Origin of the sequence: Paraburkholderia sp. (genome assembly GCF_035501035.1) — a bacterium.
Classification (GTDB): domain Bacteria; phylum Pseudomonadota; class Gammaproteobacteria; order Burkholderiales; family Burkholderiaceae; genus Paraburkholderia.
In genome coordinates, this window is the sequence record NZ_DATJWR010000126.1 from 1 (window position 1) to 18,337 (window position 18,337).

The 18,337-nt window shown below is 65.3% G+C and carries 20 protein-coding genes; 4 read left to right on the top strand and 16 right to left on the bottom strand.

Features of this window, described 5'->3' with window-relative positions; all coding sequences use genetic code 11:
• The 4 genes from VMJ11_RS08930 to ndk form a co-directional block, all read right to left on the bottom strand.
• Positions 1-719: flavodoxin-dependent (E)-4-hydroxy-3-methylbut-2-enyl-diphosphate synthase (locus VMJ11_RS08930; protein WP_325619015.1), on the bottom strand; the 719-nt coding region annotated here is incomplete at its 3' end.
• Positions 720-833: 114 nt separating this feature from the next.
• Complete coding sequence (locus VMJ11_RS08935; RefSeq protein WP_325619017.1) at positions 834-2,078, bottom strand: RodZ domain-containing protein; 1,245 nt, start codon at positions 2,076-2,078, stop codon at positions 834-836.
• Between the two features lie 239 nt (positions 2,079-2,317).
• Positions 2,318-3,481, bottom strand: coding sequence for a 23S rRNA (adenine(2503)-C(2))-methyltransferase RlmN (rlmN, locus tag VMJ11_RS08940; RefSeq protein ID WP_325619019.1), 1,164 nt, complete (start codon positions 3,479-3,481; stop codon positions 2,318-2,320).
• A 150-nt stretch (positions 3,482-3,631) separates the two neighbouring features.
• Entirely contained in the window at positions 3,632-4,057 is a 426-nt protein-coding gene (gene ndk, locus VMJ11_RS08945; RefSeq protein ID WP_325619021.1) for a nucleoside-diphosphate kinase, read from the bottom strand.
• Between the two features lie 305 nt (positions 4,058-4,362).
• Here ndk and VMJ11_RS08950 point away from each other — a divergent pair, with 305 nt between their 5' ends.
• Positions 4,363-5,061: a Bax inhibitor-1/YccA family protein gene (locus tag VMJ11_RS08950; protein WP_325619023.1), complete on the top strand. Its 699-nt coding sequence runs from the start codon at positions 4,363-4,365 to the stop codon at positions 5,059-5,061.
• A gap of 115 nt (positions 5,062-5,176) precedes the next feature.
• On the opposite strand, the gene VMJ11_RS08955 is transcribed toward VMJ11_RS08950, so the two are convergent.
• From VMJ11_RS08955 to VMJ11_RS09000, 10 genes are all read right to left on the bottom strand, one after another.
• A complete protein-coding gene (locus VMJ11_RS08955; protein WP_325619025.1) occupies positions 5,177-5,950 on the bottom strand; it encodes an MBL fold metallo-hydrolase in 774 nt (257 codons plus the stop codon).
• Position 5,951: 1 nt separating this feature from the next.
• Positions 5,952-7,094: an outer membrane protein assembly factor BamC gene (gene bamC, locus VMJ11_RS08960; RefSeq protein WP_325619027.1), complete on the bottom strand. Its 1,143-nt coding sequence runs from the start codon at positions 7,092-7,094 to the stop codon at positions 5,952-5,954.
• A gap of 117 nt (positions 7,095-7,211) precedes the next feature.
• The gene (dapA, locus tag VMJ11_RS08965) at positions 7,212-8,117 is read right to left on the bottom strand and encodes a 4-hydroxy-tetrahydrodipicolinate synthase (protein ID WP_325619029.1); all 906 of its coding nucleotides are present in this window, start codon (positions 8,115-8,117) and stop codon (positions 7,212-7,214) included.
• 44 nt (positions 8,118-8,161) lie between these two features.
• The gene (locus VMJ11_RS08970; RefSeq protein ID WP_325619031.1) at positions 8,162-8,812 is read right to left on the bottom strand and encodes a class I SAM-dependent methyltransferase; all 651 of its coding nucleotides are present in this window, start codon (positions 8,810-8,812) and stop codon (positions 8,162-8,164) included.
• Between the two features lie 20 nt (positions 8,813-8,832).
• Complete coding sequence (locus VMJ11_RS08975; RefSeq protein ID WP_325619033.1) at positions 8,833-10,035, bottom strand: tryptophan--tRNA ligase; 1,203 nt, start codon at positions 10,033-10,035, stop codon at positions 8,833-8,835.
• Between the two features lie 4 nt (positions 10,036-10,039).
• A complete protein-coding gene (locus VMJ11_RS08980; RefSeq protein ID WP_325619035.1) occupies positions 10,040-10,705 on the bottom strand; it encodes a site-2 protease family protein in 666 nt (221 codons plus the stop codon).
• 50 nt (positions 10,706-10,755) lie between these two features.
• Positions 10,756-11,394 (bottom strand): L-threonylcarbamoyladenylate synthase, encoded by a 639-nt coding sequence (locus tag VMJ11_RS08985; RefSeq protein ID WP_325619037.1) that lies wholly within the window; start codon positions 11,392-11,394, stop codon positions 10,756-10,758.
• A 286-nt stretch (positions 11,395-11,680) separates the two neighbouring features.
• Complete coding sequence (locus VMJ11_RS08990) at positions 11,681-12,511, bottom strand: 3',5'-nucleoside bisphosphate phosphatase (RefSeq protein WP_325619039.1); 831 nt, start codon at positions 12,509-12,511, stop codon at positions 11,681-11,683.
• Between the two features lie 102 nt (positions 12,512-12,613).
• Entirely contained in the window at positions 12,614-13,498 is an 885-nt protein-coding gene (locus tag VMJ11_RS08995; protein WP_325619041.1) for an alpha/beta hydrolase, read from the bottom strand.
• 75 nt (positions 13,499-13,573) lie between these two features.
• Positions 13,574-14,491, bottom strand: coding sequence for a ferritin-like domain-containing protein (locus VMJ11_RS09000; protein WP_325619043.1), 918 nt, complete (start codon positions 14,489-14,491; stop codon positions 13,574-13,576).
• A 163-nt stretch (positions 14,492-14,654) separates the two neighbouring features.
• Between VMJ11_RS09000 and VMJ11_RS09005 the strand changes: the two genes are divergently transcribed.
• From VMJ11_RS09005 to VMJ11_RS09015, 3 genes are all read left to right on the top strand, one after another.
• A complete protein-coding gene (locus VMJ11_RS09005; RefSeq protein ID WP_325619045.1) occupies positions 14,655-15,179 on the top strand; it encodes a gamma carbonic anhydrase family protein in 525 nt (174 codons plus the stop codon).
• Positions 15,180-15,240: 61 nt separating this feature from the next.
• Positions 15,241-16,203, top strand: coding sequence for an Hsp33 family molecular chaperone HslO (hslO, locus tag VMJ11_RS09010; protein WP_325619047.1), 963 nt, complete (start codon positions 15,241-15,243; stop codon positions 16,201-16,203).
• Between the two features lie 132 nt (positions 16,204-16,335).
• Positions 16,336-16,749, top strand: coding sequence for a hypothetical protein (locus tag VMJ11_RS09015; protein ID WP_414694349.1), 414 nt, complete (start codon positions 16,336-16,338; stop codon positions 16,747-16,749).
• 88 nt (positions 16,750-16,837) lie between these two features.
• Here the strand turns inward: VMJ11_RS09015 and ftsB are convergent, their stop codons facing one another.
• Together ftsB and eno are read right to left on the bottom strand one after the other, a co-directional pair.
• Positions 16,838-17,260, bottom strand: a complete 423-nt coding sequence (gene ftsB, locus VMJ11_RS09020; protein ID WP_325619049.1) for a cell division protein FtsB — start codon at positions 17,258-17,260, stop codon at positions 16,838-16,840.
• Positions 17,261-17,361: 101 nt separating this feature from the next.
• The coding region (gene eno, locus VMJ11_RS09025) for a phosphopyruvate hydratase (protein WP_325619050.1) at positions 17,362-18,337 on the bottom strand (976 nt) is incomplete at its 5' end.

Genomic DNA, 18,337 nt, shown 5'->3' on the forward strand with positions numbered 1-18,337 from the left:
TCCTGCACGCCGCTCACCTTGCACGACAGGATGATCTTGTCGCGGCCGAGGCCAAGCTCGACGGCACGCTCCGCCGAGCCGATGGCCGACTGGATCAGCGCTTCGTACATCACGCTCTGCGCTTCCCAGGGCTCCTTGCGCACAGCGTTCTCGTCCATCATGCGCGCGAGCAGGTCCTGGTCGAGGCTGCCCCAGTTCACGCCGATGCGCACCGGCTTGTCGTACTTGATGGCGGCTTCGATCATCTGCGCGTATTGCGTGTCGCGCTTTGCGCCCTGACCGACGTTGCCCGGGTTGATGCGGTACTTCGAGAGCGCTTCGGCGCAGGCCGGATAGTCGCGCAGCAGCAGGTGACCGTTGTAGTGAAAGTCGCCGACGAGCGGCACCATCACGCCCATGCGGTCGAGTTGTTCGCGCACGTGCGGCACAGCCGCGGCCGCTTCCGGCGTGTTGACCGTGATCCGTACGAGTTCCGAACCGGCCTGCGCGAGCTCCTTGATCTGGATCGCGGTGCCGATGGCGTCGGCGGTATCGGTGTTGGTCATCGACTGCACGCGCACCGGCGCGTCGCCGCCGATCGTCACCAGTTGGCCGCCCCAGCGCACATGTACGGCGTGCGACTTGCGGCGCGGCGCGTGGCCGCCGAGGATCGGCTCGTTCGAACAGATCTGACTGTTGCTGGACGGGGATTGCGTTTCGCTTTGCATCGAAAAACCCATTTACGCCTCACACGCGCTGCGGCTGACTGGTCAGCGACAGCACAGCATGAATTGAAAAAGCGTCTCGGCCGGCTAACAGAGACTTCGCCGGCCGCGACGCATGCCATGTCTATATCAGGGCAGCACGAAGCGCGCGACGTTGCCCCGCGCCGACGCGTACTTCGACGCGTCCACCGGCTGACCGTCGATGGTCATCGACTCGATGCCGGCCTTGTTGCCCACCGTAACCTTGAGCGGCTCGGTGCCGGTGACCTCACGCGCGTCGCTGCCGCGGATCATGCCCGAGAAAACTTCCTTGCCATCCTTCTGACGCACGCTCACCCAGGTGTCCTGCGTCACGCGGATCGTGAACGTCGAGGTGTCCGCGCCGTTGTCGGCCGCCGCGTTTTGTGCTGCCGGCGCGCTGGCCGCTTGCGCTCGCGCCGCGCTCGCCGCGTTGGCCACAGCCGGCGCTGCGCTAGCGGCCGCAGGCCGCGCGGCCTGCGGAGCCGGTTGCGGTGCAGCTTGCGCAGCCGGTTGTTGCGCCGTTACTTGCGGCGTCACTTGCGCCGTTACTTGCGGCGTCACTTGCGGCGTCACTTGCGTCGCCACCTGCGGTGCGCTCGCCGCTGCCGCCTGCTCGGGTGCAGCGTTGCCGCTGTCGCCTGCGTTGTTCGCGTTTGCCGCGTCGTTGGCGTCGCCGCTCGCCGGGGCTGCGGACTGGTCCGCGCCCTGCACGGCCGAAGCGCCGCCGGAGCCTGTCGCCTCGCCTTGCGTCACCGTGGGCGACGATGCAGCAGGCTGGACGCTCGCGCCGTTCGCCATTTCCTTCAGGCGCGCGAACCAGGCCGACGATTCGCCGCTGTTCGTGTGCCACATGGCGAGCGCAAGCACTGCAACCACGATGATCGCCACGCCCCACAACCATGAGGCGCTACGGCGCGACGCCCGCGCGCCGCCACCGCTACCGAGCGAGACCGACACGCGTGCGCGCGGCAGATCGGAGCCCGACGCGGCAGACATCGACAGATCCGGCTGCGCAATCCCGCGCTCGCGGCGCAACGCCTGGGTAAACGGCGTGGAATCGGCGCCGAGCAGCTTCGCGTAGGCGCGCACCACACCGAGCGCGAACGTCGTGTCCGGTAGATGGCTGATATCGCCCGCTTCGAGCTCGCGCAGCTTCGACACCGACACCTTCAGGCGCGCCGAGACGTCCTCGATCGCCCAGCCCTTGGCCTCGCGCAGCTGTGCGAGGCGCGCGCCAGCAGCGGCCAGCGTATCGGGCACGGCCTGCACCGGCGAGGGCCCCGCGCCCTGCGCCGAAAGACCTGCGTTGCTGTCAGTTCCGTCTGTCCCGAAAGGGTGCTGCGGCTCGCTCATCCGAAAATCCTTGCGTCGATTCTTTTCAATACTGGAACCAGTGGCCGGGGCCCACCCCGCAAAGCCTCCACCCGATTCGCAGACCGTTTATAACAAAATGCGCAGCTCGCGTGCCACAAGGGCCCCGTTTGCCGCTTCCGATCGCTTCTGCAACGTCTCTTTTCACTACCGCCGATGACAAGCGCGCCCCCGCACGCTGCCGCAGCTTCACAGCCCCACTGCTCCTCTTCGTGCCGCCCTCAGTGCTGAACCGGCCGCACTTCGATGATCTTGCCCGCTGCCCGGCCCATCCGCTCGGCAAGGCGTGTGCGATCCTTCACCTCGCCGGCGAGTTGTCCGCAAGCAGCGTCGATGTCGTCGCCGCGCGTCTTGCGCACGGTCGTAACGACACCCGCATCCATCAGGATCTGCGCAAAGCGCTTGATCTGATCCGGTTTCGAGCGCAACAGGCCCGACTCCGGGAACGGGTTGAACGGAATCAGATTGAACTTGCACGGCACGTCGCGCGTCACCGCGAGCAATTCGCGCGCGTGCTTTTCGGTGTCGTTGACGCCGTCGAGCATGCAGTACTCGAACGTGATGAAATCGCGCGGCGCGACTTCGAGATAGCGCTGGCACGCCGCCATCAGCTCGCGCAGCGGGTATTTGCGATTGAGCGGCACGAGCTCGTCGCGCAGCGCGTCGTTCGGCGCGTGCAGCGAGACGGCGAGCGCCACGGGCAAATCGGCGCCGAGACGATCCATCATCGGCACGACGCCCGAGGTGGACAGCGTGACGCGCCGGCGCGACAGGCCGTACGCGTTGTCGTCGAGCATCAGGCGCATCGCCGGCACGACCGCGTCGTAATTCAGGAGCGGCTCGCCCATGCCCATCATCACGACGTTCGTGATGACGCGCTCACCCTTGCCCTCACCGCCGGTCGCCCGGCCGCCGGCCTCTCCAAGAAGCGAAGCGCGCAGGGCGAATTCCGCCATGCGCAACTGACCGATGATCTCAGCGGTGGTGAGATTGCGTGAGAAACCTTGCTTGCCGGTGGAACAGAACCGGCAATTGACCGCACACCCCGCCTGCGAGGACACGCACAGCGTGCCGCGGCCTTCTTCGGGGATGAACACGGTTTCGACCGCGTTGCCGTTGCCGACATCCACGAGCCATTTGCGCGTGCCGTCGGAGGAAACGTTGTCGGAAACGATGGCGGGCATGCCGATGCAGGCTCGCCCTTTCAGCTTTTCGCGCAGTGACTTGGCCAGATCCGTCATGCCGTCGAAGTCGGCGGCATTGTATTGATGGATCCAGCGCTGAAGCTGTTTGGCGCGAAACGGCTTCTCGCCCAGGCTCTCGCAATAGGCGATGAGCCCTTGGGCGTCGAGATCGAGAAGGTTGACGGTGGAGCTGCTCGTCATGATCAATCCTGCCATTTCAGTGCGAGAGCGCGCCCACCACCCGCCTAGCCCGGCAGCCCGCGCACTTGCGCGGCACCGGAAAACGGACGGTGAGCGTCATCGCCGTTCGCGACCCTATGCTACCTGGACTACAGTCTGCTGGCGCCGTGCTTAGCGCGAGTAGACGTTGACTTGCGGGAAGAAGAACGCGATTTCCACGGCAGCCGTTTCAGCAGCGTCCGAGCCGTGTACGGCGTTCGCGTCGATGCTGTCAGCGAAGTCGGCGCGGATCGTGCCCTTGTCTGCCTTCTTCGGGTCGGTTGCACCCATCAGATCGCGGTTCTTCAGGATGGCGTTTTCGCCTTCCAGCACCTGGATCATCACCGGACCCGAAACCATGAAGTCGACGAGATCCTTGAAGAACGGGCGCGCTGCGTGAACAGCATAGAACTTCTCAGCGTCGGCGCGCGAGAGGTGGACCATGCGAGCGGCAATGACCTTCAGGCCAGCGTTTTCGAAGCGGCTGTAGATCTGGCCGATCACGTTCTTTGCCACTGCGTCCGGCTTGATAATCGACAGGGTACGTTCGATCGCCATAAAAACTCCAGAAAATTAAGAGGTTACAGATTCAAATGAATCCGCAATTGTAGCATGTTCCCATGTATGATTGCGATTGAACCCTGTTAGACCGGCGAATTGGACCATGTGCCTGCTCCTGGGGCGCAAAAGCCGCGCGGCCGGCCTTTCAGCGAGCGTTAAGATTGGCGGCATACGCTGTCGCAACATAACCGAAACCGTGTGGCATCCTGTTGAAACTCCAGGTCTCCGCACGTATCTTAAGAGGTAGCGGGTCGCGCATCTGCCGTGCACCGCCAACCACGCGTCTCACGCAAGGAGAAAGCATGAACGAGTATCCCTATAACTTCGGCCGCGGCGGCACCGTCACTTCGGCGGAGACCCGCAACCGCGTACTGCGCAACACCTACTGGCTGCTCGCGCTGTCGATGGTGCCGACGGTGCTCGGCGCGTGGGTGGGTGTCGCAACCGGCTTCTCGCTCTTCGCCGCCACCAGTCCGGCCATGAGCCTGCTCGCGTTCTTCGCGATTGCTTTCGGCTTCATGTTCGCCATCGAGCGCACCAAGAACAGCTCGGTAGGCGTGTTCGTGCTGCTGGGCTTCACGTTCTTCATGGGCCTGATGCTTTCGCGCCTGCTGTCGTTCATCCTCGGCTTTTCGAACGGCCCGCAGCTCATCATGCTCGCTTTCGGGGGCACCGGCGTCATCTTCGCGACCATGGCAACGATCGCCACGGTCAGCAAGCGCGACTTCTCCGGTCTCGGCAAGTGGCTTTTCATGGGCGTGATCGTGATCCTGCTCGCCGGCGTGGCGAACATCTTCCTGCAGTTGCCCGCGCTGATGCTCACCGTCTCGGTGCTCGCGATCGCGATCTTCTCGGCCTATATGCTGTTCGATGTGCAGCGCGTCGTGAACGGCGGCGAGACGAACTACATCTCGGCCGCGCTCGCGATCTATCTGGACCTGTATAACGTGTTCGTGAACCTGCTCGCCATTCTCGGCATCTTCGGCGGCAATCGTAACTAACCCCTCTGGCGGGGCCGAATCGAACAGGATCGGCTCCATCAGGCAAAAAGCCCATGACTTCTGTCATGGGCTTTTTTTCGCCTTTTCGTTCTGGCCAACACCGCAAGCAAAGGACTCAGAGCGCAATCCAGTCGAATCCCTCGGCCTGCGAAGCGACCCCGATTTCCGTTGCGGCATTGCCAAGAACAGCCGCCATCGCCGCATGTGCGAGTTCGGGGGTGTTGTTCTGCTGGCTCAGGTGCGCGGCAACCAGGTGCCGCAGCTTCCCACGATCGAGCCCCGAGAGAATGCCGGCCGCCGCCTCGTTGTTCAAATGTCCATGAGACCCGCCAATGCGGGCCTTGAGCGACGCCGGATAACGGCTCGTCGCGAGCAGGTCGAGGTCGTGGTTGAATTCGAGCACGAGCGCGTCGCACCCGCCGAGCACATTGGAGATATGCGGCGTCGATTCGCCGACGTCGGTCAACACACCGAGTCGGCTCGCGCCGTCGCTGAACACGAACTGCAGCGGCTCGCGCGCGTCGTGTGGCACCGTGTACGGCAACACGCCGAGTTCGCCGATTTCGACCAACTCGTCGCCCCACAGCACGTTGAGGTCGACGCCGGCCTCGTCGGCGCCCACGGCCTGCGCCGTTCCCCAGCTCATGTAAAGAGGAGTCGACCAGCGACGCGCCAGCGTGAGCGCGCTGCCGATATGGTCACTGTGTTCGTGGGTGACGAGAATCGCGGTGAGCGTGTCGGCGGCAAGGCCCGCGCGCGCGAGACGCCGCTCGACTTCCTTCGCTGAGAAACCGCAGTCGAGCAGCACGCGCGTGGGCGTCGCGCCATTGCCAGCTTCTACGACCAGTGCGTTGCCTTCGCTACCGCTGCCGAGGCTCGCAAAACGCACGTCAGTTCAGCTGGGCATGCAGCGCGGACACGATGCGCTGCGCGTCCGACGACGTATCGATCCGGCCGCTCTGGTCGACGACGGCAACCTGGGTCTGCGTATTGCCCGCCGCGCGCACCGCGACGAGGAACTCCGGTCCCTGGTCTTTCGCGGCCTTCTTCGGGTTGTAGAAAAGCTTGCCGAGCAGGCCGTCGCCCTTCAATTCCTGCATGGAATCGGCGTAACGGACGTAGTAGATACCCTTCTCGCGGTCGCGGTTGTCGACCGTGAAGTTCGTACGGTCGAGCGCGAGACCCACGCGCAGCCATGCGGTGTCGAACGCTTCCGGCAAGTCCAGCGTCATGCCGTCGGGACCGGCAGCGACCTTGACTGCGGCCGTCGACGGGCGCGCGTCGGTCAGCAGTTGCTTGGACTGCGCGTCGGTCAGGCCGAACTTCTGCATGATCTTCGAGAGGAACGCGGCTTCGAGGGCCGGATCACGCGGACGCTCCACCCACTTCGACCCCGTCTTGTCCTGGCCCGTCAGCACTTCTTCCATCGCGCTATGCGTGACGGAGATATCGGTCTGACCGTCCGGCCCGCGCGACACCAGCGTGCGGAAGCGGTCGCGCGTGCCCGACGAGTACGCGAAATCGATCACGCGCCCAACGGTGCGGCGGAACCAGTCGTCCGGAATGTTGGCGCGGTTCTCGGCCCAGTCCGTCGTCATGATGCCCGTGGACGGCGAGTCCGTTGCGAGCGTGAAGCCGCTTTCGGTCCAGAACTCCTGCAACTGCGGCCAGACGTCGTCAGGACTGCGGCCGTCCACCACGAGCCAGCGGCGGTCGCCGTCGCGCTCGACGTGCATGCCGAGCGGATCCTGCGCGCTGGGTATGCCGAGCGTCGCGTTGCCTGCCGGCGTGACGGTGCGCTGCGCGGCACCGCCGAGCGTGATCGTGGGCGGCGGCGCGACGTACTTCTGGTCGCTCGGCGCCGACGACAGATCGTGCGGCACGTTGAGCGGCGGCGCGGTCGGCGTGTCCTTGTAGTTGACGCGATCCGACGCGAACATGTCGTTCAGCGACTCGCAGCCTGCGAGCGAGCCGAGTGCAAGCGCCAGCACCGCCATGCGGGTTGCGTGGAGGGAAAAAGCGGAACGTTTCATGTGGGCCTTCGTGATACGGGAACGCTGAGCCTCGCTCTGCCAGATGATCCGTTGGAAATCTGGCAGCGGTTGGGCCGTGGCGGCGTCGGTTGAAAAATAAGCGACAGGCTGAACGGATCAGCCAGTCAGGCCGGCTTCGCGCAGCGCGGCGCGCACCACGTCGTGGTAGCGCGCGTCGAGCGGCGTGAGCGGCAGACGAATGCCGCCTTCAATGCGGCCGAGTTCCTGCAGCGCCCACTTCACCGGAATCGGATTCGATTCGATGAACAGATTCTTGTGCAGCGACAAGAGCTTCAGATGGATCGCGCGCGCGGTCTTCGCGTCGCCTGCGATCGCAGCCTTGCACAGGTCGCTCATCTGGCGCGGCGCTACGTTCGCCGTCACCGAAATATTGCCGTGTCCGCCCAGCAGCATCAGCGCGATCGCCGTGGGATCGTCGCCGCTGAAGATCCGGAAGCCTTCGGGCGCGTGCTTGATGAGGTGCGCGGCGCGGTCGATGCTGCCCGTCGCCTCCTTCACGCCCACGATGCCCGGCACTTCGGCCAGACGCAGGATGGTCTCGTTCGACATGTCCGCGACCGTACGGCCCGGCACGTTGTAGAGAATGACCGGCAGGTCCACGTCTTCAGCGATCTTCGCGAAGTGGCGGTACATGCCTTCCTGGGTTGGCTTGTTGTAATAGGGTACGACCTGGAGCGACGCGTGGGCGCCGACTTCCTTGGCGTGCTTCGTGAGTTCGATCGCCTCGGCCGTGGAATTGCCGCCGGCGCCTGCGATGATCGGCATGCGGCCCGCCGCGTGCTCGACAGCCGTCCTGATCATCAGGATGTGTTCTTCGACGTCAAGCGTTGCGGACTCCCCGCTCGTACCGACGACGACGAGGCCATCCGTCCCCTCTTGCGCATGCCAGTCGATCAGTTTGCGGAACGCCGGCAGATCGAGACTGCCGTCCTCGTGCATGGGGGTGACGATCGCGGGAATGCTGCCACGCAGCGTAATGCCGTCCTGAGTGCCGTTAGCCATGAAACGCCAGAAAAATGAGTCGGTTAAACCGCGATTGTAGCGGATTAGCCGGTCAGATCGTAACGCGCTACGGGTAGGACCTGGCTCCCAGGTAGATTACCGGCCTTTTCAGGGGGCACTGAGGTCGTTTTTTCCCGTACGGCGCAGATGCGCTGAATATACGCCTCACGCGGCTGTGGGAGAAATCCGTCCTGGTAGGCGACTACCCGCAAGGCGGGCGTACAGACGGCGAGCAACTCACCCGGCGCAAGCAGGAATGCAGGGTTCGACGGCTTGCCCACGGTCTCGTTGCCCTGCGCGAAGGTCTCGTAGATGAGCACGCCGCCCGGGGCCAGTGCATCGATGAGACGCGGCATGAGCGGCCGGTGCAGATAGTTCGTGACGACTACAGCGGCAAAGCGCGCGTCGGCGGCGAGCGGCCAGGGAGCGCGTTCGAGATCGCACTCCAACGTCGCGACACCCGCCACATCGCGAAGTGTGGCAAGCGCCGCGGCGTCGCGATCGAGGGCCGTGACGGGGTGGCCCCGCCCGGCGAGCCAGCGTGCATGCCGGCCCGAGCCCGAAGCCACGTCGAGCACGGCGCCCCCGGGTGCGATCAGGTGCGCCCAGCGGCACACCCAGCGCGAAGGCTCTGCCAGCCCGGGATGGGCCAGTCCGCCTTGCGACCCTGCGGCGGCGTCGAGCGGCGTCGTCATGGTGCGCAGCCTGATGGGCCTCAGTTGTACGAGAGGCCCATCGCCTCGCGCACGTCGCGCATCGCCTCGTTGGCGAACTTGCGCGCCTTGTCGCAACCATCGGCGACGATCGCGCGCAACAGGGACGGATCGTCCATGTACTTCTGGGCGCGCTCGAGCATCGGCTGCTGCTCGCGCAGAATGCCCTCGATCACCGGCTGCTTGCACTCCAGGCAGCCGATGCCCGCCGAGCGGCAGCCCTTCTGAACCCAGTCGTGCGTCTCGGCATCGGTGTAGACCTGGTGGAGCTGCCACACCGGGCACTTGTCCGGATCGCCCGGATCGGTGCGGCGCACGCGGGCCGGGTCGGTCGGCATCGTGCGGACCTTCTTCGTGATCGACTCGGCGTCTTCGCGCAGGCCGATCGTGTTGCCGTACGACTTCGACATCTTCTGGCCGTCGAGGCCCGGCATGCGCGAAGCTTCGGTCAACAGCACCTGCGGCTCGGGCAGGATGATCTTGCGCGAACCTTCGAGGTAACCGAAGAGGCGCTCGCGATCGTTCATCGAAAGGCTTTGCGACTCCGAGAGCATCGCGCGCGCCTGTTCGAGCGCTTCTTCGTTGCCCTCCTGCTGGTAGGCGTTGCGCAGCTCGTGATAGAGCTTCGAGCGCTTGCCGCCCAGCTTCTTCGCGGCTTCGTTCGCCTTCTCCTCGAAGCCCGGCTCGCGACCGTACATGTAATTGAAGCGGCGGGCCATCTCGCGCGCCATCTCGACGTGCGGCACCTGGTCCTCGCCCACCGGCACGAGCGACGCGCGGTACAGCAGGATGTCGGCAGCCATCAGCACCGGATAGCCGAGGAAACCGTAGGTGCCGAGATCCTTGTCGCGCAGCTTCTCGATCTGCTCCTTGTAGGTCGGCACGCGTTCGAGCCAGCTGAGCGGCGTGCTCATGCCGAGCAGCAAAGCGAGCTCCGCATGCTCCGGCACGCGGCTCTGGATGAAGAGCGTGGCCTGGTTCGGGTCGATGCCCGACGCGAGCCAGTCGATCAGCACGTCCCAGACGTTCTTTTCGATCACATCCGGCGTTTCGTAGTGCGTGGTGAGCGCATGCCAGTCGACCACGCAAAAGAAGCACGGGTACTCGGACTGAAGCCGCACCCAGTTTTTCAGCACGCCGTGATAGTGGCCGAGGTGCAGCGACCCTGTGGGCCGCATGCCGGAGAAGATACGGTCTGGGAACATGATGTTATGAAAAGAGCGATACAAGAGGGGTAAGGATGGCCGTGACCGCGTCGTAACCTAGACTGACGAGCGGACGCAGCCAGAATCGCGTGAAGATGCCACTCACGAGCAACCCCATCACGATGATGAAACCATAGGGCTCGAGGCGCGAGAGCGCAATGCTCGCGCGCGTGGGCAGGAGGGCCGCGAGCACGCGGCCGCCGTCGAGCGGCGGCAATGGGAATAGGTTCAGCACGCCGAGCACGAGGTTCACGCCCACGCCGGCCGCGGCCATGCGCGTGAAGAACGGCTCATTGACGGCCAACACCGCGAGCGCCACGCCGAACAGGCCCCACACGAGCGCCTGCGCGAAGTTGCACAGCGGCCCGGCCGCCGCGACCCACAGCGTGCCCCAGCGTGGATTGCGCAGATTGCTGAAGGCGATCGGCACAGGCTTCGCGTAACCGAACACGAACGCGCCATTCGTCAGGAAATACAGCACGAGCGGCATCGCGATCGTGCCGATCGGATCGATGTGACGCATCGGGTTGAAGGACACGCGGCCGAGTACATAGGCGGTGTTGTCGCCGAGCAAGCGCGCAACATAGCCGTGCGCGGCCTCATGCAGCGTAATCGCGAAGATGACCGGCAAGGCGTAGACGGCAATCGTCTGAATCAGGTTGGCTTCCATGGCGGGCTATTGTATCAACCGCGCAATGGCCACGCGGAGCGGCCACCGCTTCACGTCTGTTCTTCTTCGATGCCGAACGGCGCGAGCGAACCCCGCCCGGGGCGCACGAGCACCGGCTGCTCGCCGGTGAGGTCGATGACCGTGGACGGCTCGCACGGGCACGCCCCGCCGTCGATCACGAGATCGAGCTGTTTTTCCAGGCGCTCGCGGATCTCCTCGGGGTCGTTCAGCGGCTCGGTGTCGGGCGGCAGGATCAGCGTGGAAGCGAGCAGCGGCTCGCCCAGTTCTTCGAGTATCGCAAGCGGAATGGGGTGACCCGGCACGCGCAGCCCAATCGTCTTGCGCGACGGGTGCGAAAGGCGGCGCGGCACTTCCTTCGTCGCCTCCAGCACGAACACATAGGGCCCCGGCGTCACCGACTTGATGAGCCGATACTGGCGGTTGTCCACCATCGCAAAGTTCGCGAGCTCGGAAAGGTCTCGCACCATCAGCGAAAGCAGCGCCTTCTCGTCGAGACCGCGGATGCGGCGCAGGCGCTCGGCTGCCTGCTTGTCGTCGATGCGCGCGGCAAGCGCGTAGCTCGAGTCCGTGGGCAACGCGATCACGCCGCCGTCGCGGATGATCTGCGCCGCCTGCTTGACGAGGCGCGACTGCGGATTCTCTGGATGAAGCCGGAAGAACTGGGACATGGCAGTAGTCAGCTAACGGGTGTCATCGGGAAACAGCTGGATACCGCTGGAAAATGAAAGCAACCACTTTGAATGGGACCGGAGATGCGCTACGGGACCAAAGTCAGCGCCGAGACAGCGGCTCGGCTCTGGTCGACGGCTCTGCATCGGTCCGGAGTCAGTGCCAAAGCACTGACTCCGGTCGACAAGCGACAGCAAAATCCGGTGAAACGCGCTCGAACGGCTCAAACCGCCTCGCGGCGAGCGTACGGGGAACGGAGTCTGTGGGCCACGCGGCATGCGTGGCCTACAGCCATCGCTCCCAGACAGGTTTGAGATCGGAAGGAAGCGGCGGCAATGTACCCGGTTCGATCGAATCGGGACCCGGCGCGTGGAAATCCGAGCCACGCGATGCTTCGAAGCCGAAGCGCCGTGCGACCGCCGCGTACTCGGCGTACTGATCCGGCGTATGGCTGCCGGTGACGACTTCAATGGCCTTGCCGCCCAGATCGATGAATTCACCGAAAAACGTGTCGAATTCGAGCTGGGTGTAAGTGTAGCGGCCAGGATGCGCGACGATCGCCTCGCCACCCGCCGCCTTGATCCACGAGATAGCGTCCGCGAGCTTCGCCCAGCGGTGCGCAATGTAACCGGGCTTGCCGTCGCCGAGCCAGCGTGAGAACGCGTCCTGCATGTTCTGCGCGCGTCCGCTTTCCACGAGAAAACGGGCGAAGTGCGTGCGCGAGATCAGATCGGGATTCGAGACGTACTGGATCGCGCCCGCATAGGCGTCGGGTATGCCGAGTTCGCCCAGGCGCTCGCCGATCGCCTCGGCGCGCGCCGCCCGGCCGTTGCGCGTGCGCGCGAGCCCTTCGACCAGCGTGGCGCAAGTGTGATCGACGTGCAGCCCGACAATGTGCACCGTGCGCGAAGCCCAGGTGACCGAAATCTCGACGCCGCTCAGATAGCGCATGCCGAGCGCCTCGGCCGCCTCGCGCGCCTCACGCTGACCGCCGAGCTCATCGTGATCGGTGAGCGCCCACAGCGTCACGCCGCCGGTCTTCGCCAGTTGCGCGACGGCAGCCGGAGCCAATTGGCCGTCGGAGACAGTGGAGTGACAGTGGAGGTCGGCGTTCATCGCATACGGGAAAAGAATAAGCGCCTATTTTACTGCAATGCAGTGGAATCGTCGGGGCGGCCCGTGAGGCGCAAGCGCGGCCCAGGGAGCCGGCTTGCCGGCTTATGCGCAGAACGCCTCGATCAGGCGCGCGACCTCTTCGGGCTGATCGTGGTGCACCATGTGCCCCGCCTCGTCGACGATACGCTCGCGCCAATCGGCAAACGCCTCGAAGCGCTTCTTGAACGCGTCGATCGGGACGGCCCCAGCAAGCCGCGCGAGCGTCTCGGAGCCGGCGGCTTCGACGTGCAACACCTTCGCGAGCACCTGCGACCAGATCGCCATCACCTCGTCGAGCTGATAGAGCAGCGGCCCGCGCATCTTGTGCGCCGGGTCGCCGAGCAGCACGTAGCCGCCCTCGCCGTCCGGCTTCGACCAGTATTCGGCGAGAAAGCGCGCCCGCGACGCAATCAGCCGCGGATTCGTCTTCACGAGCCGCGCGGCCACCGCATCGAGCGACGCGTATGAGCGCAACTGCGGCGGCGTGCGCACTTCGTCGAGCCAGTCGCGCACGCGGCGCGGCGCCTGCGCGGGCGAGGTCGCCGGCAGGCCGAAGCCTTCCAGATCGACCACGCGGCGCACGCGCTCGGGCCGCACACCCGCATAGAGGCACACGATGTTCGCGCCGAGGCTGTGCCCGACGAGGTCCACCTGGCCCGCGGGCGCATAGTGCTCGAGCAGCGCGTCGAGATCGGCGAGATAATCGGGGAACCAGTAGTTGCTGCCGCGCCCCTGCCCGACGGGCCAGTCGGACAGGCCGAAGCCGCGCAGGTCGGGCGCGATCACCTGCCAGTCGCCTTCGAGCGCGTCGACGACGAACTGGAACGATGCTGCGACGTCCATCCAGCCATGCAGCATGAAGAGAACGGGCGCGTCCCCGGCGCCCCAGCGGCGCACATGCAGCCGGATGCCATTGACGTCGACGAATTCGGAACGAGAGAGATTCATTGATTTGCGCCGCTATCCAAAAAACGAAAAACGAATGATCGTTCGATTATATAGGCGACCGGCAACCGCCGCGCATCATTCGCTGGCGTTTCGCTCCGTTGACTCCTTCGCGGCAGTCTGCTCCGCCGCGTCCTGAGCGGCCAGCGTATGCAGTTCGGTCTCGTCGAAGCCCGCCGAGCGCCGCGCCTCGAAGTTGAACGGCCCACGCATGCGCGGCGCGCGATACTGCTCGGCAAGCGCAAGCCACGCTGCATGCGGGTCGAGGTCGCGCGCCTCGCACAGGTAGCGGAACCAATGGTTGCCGATGCGCACGTGACCCACTTCGTCGCGCAGGATGATGTCGAGGATCGCCGCCGATTCGTCGTCGCCCGCCTGCTTCAGTCGTGCGCGGATGGGCGGCGAGGCGTCCAGTCCGCGCGCCTCGAGCACGCGTGGCACGAGCGCCATGCGCGCGAGCACGTCGGCGCTCGTGCGCTCGCACATCTCCCACAGGCCGTTGTGTGCTGGGAAGTCGCCGTATGCGTGGCCGTAGTCGGCGAGCCGCTTGCACAGCAGCGAGAAGTGGTACCCCTCCTCCGCGGCGACCTTCAGCCAGTCGGCGTAGAAAGCGTCGGGCATCCCGGCGAAGCGCCAGACCGCGTCGAGCGCCAGATTGATCGCGTTGAATTCGATGTGGGCCAGCGCGTGCAGCAGCACCACACGGCCTTGCGCGGTGCTCATGCTGCGGCGCTGCAGTTCGCGCGGCTCGACCAGCGCCGGCCGCGCGGGGCGGCCCGGCAGGCCATCCGGCACCGCGATGACGCGCTGCGCCTGCCAGCGCGGCGCGCCACTGCGGGCTTGCGCATGTAGCGCGCGCACTGCTTCGGTCTTGGCGAGCGGCTCGCATTCGCGCAGTGCATCGAGCGCGGCCGTGCGCCAGCACGCTGGCGCGGCAGAGGGCGCCAGCGCTTCAGGAGAGCCGCCAGCGTTGGCGGCAGAGAAAACGGAATTCATCGGCAAAAGAAACGGGGAGCGGAAAACCATCGCGCAAAGCCGCGCCAGGCGGAGAGCGCGCGCAACGGTTTACAATACGCGATTCACCCGCCCAGCGTCGCGCGTCGCAGCGCCCGCGCGACTCGGCCGGCAGCCGCCCCAAAGACACAGGAGACGCAATACCGTGGCCATCTACAAGCTAGGCGAAGCCGCACCGATCATTCACGAAAGCGTGTTCGTCGCGGACAACGCGGCCATCATCGGCAAGGTCGAACTGGCCGAACACGCGAGCGTCTGGTTCGGCGCGACGCTGCGCGGCGACAACGAGCCCATCACGGTCGGCCCGCGCAGCAATGTGCAGGAAGGCGCGGTGCTGCATACGGACCCCGGCTACCCGCTCACACTCGAGGCAAACGTGACAGTCGGCCATCAGGCCATGCTGCACGGCTGCACCGTCAAGGAAGGCGCGCTGATCGGCATTCAGGCCGTGGTCTTGAATGGCGCGGTAATCGGCCGCAACTGTCTGGTTGGCGCGGGTGCGGTGGTCACCGAAGGCAAGGTGTTCCCCGACAACTCGCTGATTCTCGGCGCGCCGGCCAAGGTGGTGCGCGAACTCACCGAGGCCGATATCGCCGGCCTCAAGCGCAACGCGGATGTCTACGCGCAGCGCCGCGAATATTTCAAGGCGCAGCTCGTGCGCATTGGCTAGGGGCGGCACGCCCCAGGCCTTGCGCGACACGAGCCGCCGGATCGAAACGAAGGAAAAGATTGTGAACGACCAGTTGCAGAAATTCATGTTCAGCGCCGCGCCGGTGCGTGGCGAGATCGTCTCGCTGCGCAATACCTGGCAGGAGGTGCTCGCGCGCCGCCAGTACCCGGCGCCCGTGCGCACGGCGCTCGGCGAGATGATGGCGGCGTGCGCGCTGCTTTCGGCGAATCTCAAGTTCGACGGCACGCTGATCATGCAGATCTTCGGCGACGGCCCGGTCAAGATGCTGGTCGTGCAGTGCAGCTCGGATCTCACGATGCGCGCGACCGCGCGTCTGGGCGAAGATTTCATCGGCGCGAATGCCCTGCCGCTCGGCGACGAACTCACGTTCGGCGATCTCATCAATCCGGACGGCAACGGCCGCTGCGTGATCACGCTCGACCCCGCGAAGAAGCAGCCGGGCCAGCAGCCGTATCAGGGCATCGTGCCGCTCAACGGCGAAGACGGGCCGCTCAAGTCGATCGCCTCGGTGCTCGAGCATTACATGCATCACTCGGAGCAGCTCGACACGCGCCTTTGGCTTGCGGCCAACGACGAGCGCGCAGTCGGCATGCTGCTGCAGAAGCTGCCCGGCGACGGCGGCATCGTGCCGCACCAGGGCGAGCACGACACCGACACGTGGGAGCGCGTCTGCACGCTCGGCGGCACGCTCAAGCGCGACGAAATGCTCGAGCAGGACAGCGAGACACTGTTCCGCCGCCTCTTCTGGCAGGAGAACGTGCGCCACTTCGAGCCCGTCACGCCGCACTTCCAGTGCTCGTGCTCGCGCGAGAAAGTGGGTGCGATGCTCAGGATGCTGGGCCGTGCGGAAATCGATGGTGTGATCGAGGAGCGCGGCCATGTCGAGATTCACTGCGACTATTGCAACCAGCGCTACGAGTTCGATCCCGTGGATGTCGCGCAACTTTTCGCACTGACCGGGCTCTCAGAGGGAGTCAGCCCGGCCGCGGAGCAGCGTCACTAAGGCGTAGCGCGTGCGCGGCTGAGCGCAGTTCGTGCCGCCGGCTCTCGCGGCGACTCAAACAGAGGCTCGCGTGGAATCGCGGGCCTCTTTGCCATCTCATCTTGCTTAGGTGTCCGATAGATGAAGAGACGCATGATGAAGAGCGAACGCTTCGACCAACGCTGCTCACTACCGTTGCGCGCGCTGACGCCGCGCAGGGCGGCCCTGCTCGTCCTCGCGACGCTCGGTGCGGGTGTGGCTCTCATGAGCGGCTGCACACTGGACCCGCCGGGCCCGTCGCCGATCTATAGCCGCCTGCCCTCCGGCCAGTCGGACCTTGCGGCGAGCGCCCCGGTGCTAACGCCGGATGAGAGGGCCCGCTACGACGCGATCGATCGCCAGGTGCTCGCCGACCAGGACCGCGCAATGGCCGCCGAAGCCGCTGCCCAGACATGGCCCCGCGCGTGGGCACCGCCTGTGACCTTCTACGGCAGCTACTACAGCGGTGGCTGGGGATATGGCTTGGGGACCGGGGTTGGCTACGGCTATCCGGGTTGGGGCTGGTAAGCGCCCCCCGCGCCCCGGAAATCGAGGCAAAAAAAGGCGCGGCTCAAAGCCGCGCCTTTTGCTTTCTGGCCCGATGCGGCCTCGCCGTTTAGCCTGCCTTCTTCGTTTCCTTCGCGTGCGCGTGCTTCTTCTCCGGCACGCGTGAAACGGGATTCGGCACCACCTTGACCGGCGCTGCCGACATCTCGCCGCGCGTGGACGTATTCGACGAGCCACTCGGCGTCGCGGGCGGCGGCTGGTTCGGCGAGACGAACTGCACGAACACCTCGCCGTCCTTCACCATGCCCATCTCGTAGCGCGCGCGCTCCTCGACGGCCGCGGTACCGTTCTGCAGATCCTGCACTTCGCCCGCGATGCGTTCGTTGCGCAGTTTCTCGTCGTCGTTCTGCTTCTGCTGCTGCGCAAGCTGCTCCTGCAGCTCATGCACGCGCAGCCAGCCACCGTGGCCCCACCAGAGCGGATACTGAATCAGCACGAGCAGGATGATCAGAACGACAGTGACAAGCCGCATGAAAGGTGCCGGATAAATACACGCCGCCCTGCGCTATACGCAGGGCGGCGGAGGGAGATTACAAAAAAGGACGGCAAGGCTGCGGCCGGCGTTGATTCCGCTTAGCGCAGGTTATAGAACGCCGACTTGCCCGGATAGCTGGCGATATCACCGAGATCTTCCTCGATGCGCAGCAGCTGGTTGTACTTCGAGATGCGGTCGCTGCGCGAGAGCGAACCGGTCTTGATCTGACCGGCGTTCAGGCCGACGGCGATGTCCGCGATCGTCGAATCTTCGGTTTCGCCCGAGCGGTGCGAGATCACGGCCGTGTAGCCGGCGCGCTTGGCCATCTCGATTGCCGCGAAGGTTTCCGTCAGCGTGCCGATCTGGTTGATCTTGATAAGGATCGAGTTGGCGATGCCCTTCTCGATGCCTTCCTTCAGGATGCGCGTGTTCGTGACGAACAGGTCATCGCCCACAAGCTGAACCTTCTTGCCGAGCTTGTCGGTGAGCAGCTTCCAGCCTGCCCAGTCGCTTTCGTGCATGCCGTCTTCGATCGAGACGATCGGGAACTTGTCGGCGAGCGTCGCGAGGTAGTCGGCGAACTCAGCCGACGAAAGCTGCAGGCCTTCGCCCGCGAGCTGGTACTTGCCGTCGTGGTAGAACTCGCTCGCCGCGCAGTCGAGCGCGAGCAGGACGTCTTCACCGGCGCGGTAGCCGGCCTTCTCGATGGCTTGCAGGATGGTCGAGAGGCACTCGTCGTTGCTGCCGAAGTTCGGCGCGAAGCCGCCTTCGTCGCCCACCGCCGTGCTCATGCCGCGATCCGAGAGGATCTTCTTGAGCGCGTGGAACACTTCCGCGCCGCAACGCAGCGCTTCACGGAAGGTCGGCTGGCTCACCGGCACGATCATGAATTCCTGAATGTCGAGGCTGTTGTTCGCGTGCGCGCCGCCGTTCACGATGTTCATCATCGGAACCGGCAGTTGCATCGCGCCCGAGCCGCCGAAGTAGCGGTACAGCGGCAGGCCGGCTTCTTCAGCGGCAGCCTTTGCGACGGCCATCGAAACGGCCAGCATCGCGTTCGCGCCGAGACGCGAC

Coding starts and splice junctions, on each gene's coding strand:
- VMJ11_RS08935 (WP_325619017.1), bottom strand. CDS start 2,078: ATGAGCGAGCCGCAGCACCCTTTCGGGACAGACGGAACTGACAGCAAC.
- rlmN (WP_325619019.1), bottom strand. CDS start 3,481: ATGACGAGCAGCTCCACCGTCAACCTTCTCGATCTCGACGCCCAAGGG.
- ndk (WP_325619021.1), bottom strand. CDS start 4,057: ATGGCGATCGAACGTACCCTGTCGATTATCAAGCCGGACGCAGTGGCA.
- VMJ11_RS08950 (WP_325619023.1), top strand. CDS start 4,363: ATGAACGAGTATCCCTATAACTTCGGCCGCGGCGGCACCGTCACTTCG.
- bamC (WP_325619027.1), bottom strand. CDS start 7,094: ATGAAACGTTCCGCTTTTTCCCTCCACGCAACCCGCATGGCGGTGCTG.
- dapA (WP_325619029.1), bottom strand. CDS start 8,117: ATGGCTAACGGCACTCAGGACGGCATTACGCTGCGTGGCAGCATTCCC.
- VMJ11_RS08970 (WP_325619031.1), bottom strand. CDS start 8,812: ATGACGACGCCGCTCGACGCCGCCGCAGGGTCGCAAGGCGGACTGGCC.
- VMJ11_RS08975 (WP_325619033.1), bottom strand. CDS start 10,035: ATGTTCCCAGACCGTATCTTCTCCGGCATGCGGCCCACAGGGTCGCTG.
- VMJ11_RS08980 (WP_325619035.1), bottom strand. CDS start 10,705: ATGGAAGCCAACCTGATTCAGACGATTGCCGTCTACGCCTTGCCGGTC.
- VMJ11_RS08985 (WP_325619037.1), bottom strand. CDS start 11,394: ATGTCCCAGTTCTTCCGGCTTCATCCAGAGAATCCGCAGTCGCGCCTC.
- VMJ11_RS08990 (WP_325619039.1), bottom strand. CDS start 12,511: ATGAACGCCGACCTCCACTGTCACTCCACTGTCTCCGACGGCCAATTG.
- VMJ11_RS08995 (WP_325619041.1), bottom strand. CDS start 13,498: ATGAATCTCTCTCGTTCCGAATTCGTCGACGTCAATGGCATCCGGCTG.
- VMJ11_RS09000 (WP_325619043.1), bottom strand. CDS start 14,491: ATGAATTCCGTTTTCTCTGCCGCCAACGCTGGCGGCTCTCCTGAAGCG.
- VMJ11_RS09015 (WP_414694349.1), top strand. CDS start 16,336: ATGATGAAGAGCGAACGCTTCGACCAACGCTGCTCACTACCGTTGCGC.
- ftsB (WP_325619049.1), bottom strand. CDS start 17,260: ATGCGGCTTGTCACTGTCGTTCTGATCATCCTGCTCGTGCTGATTCAG.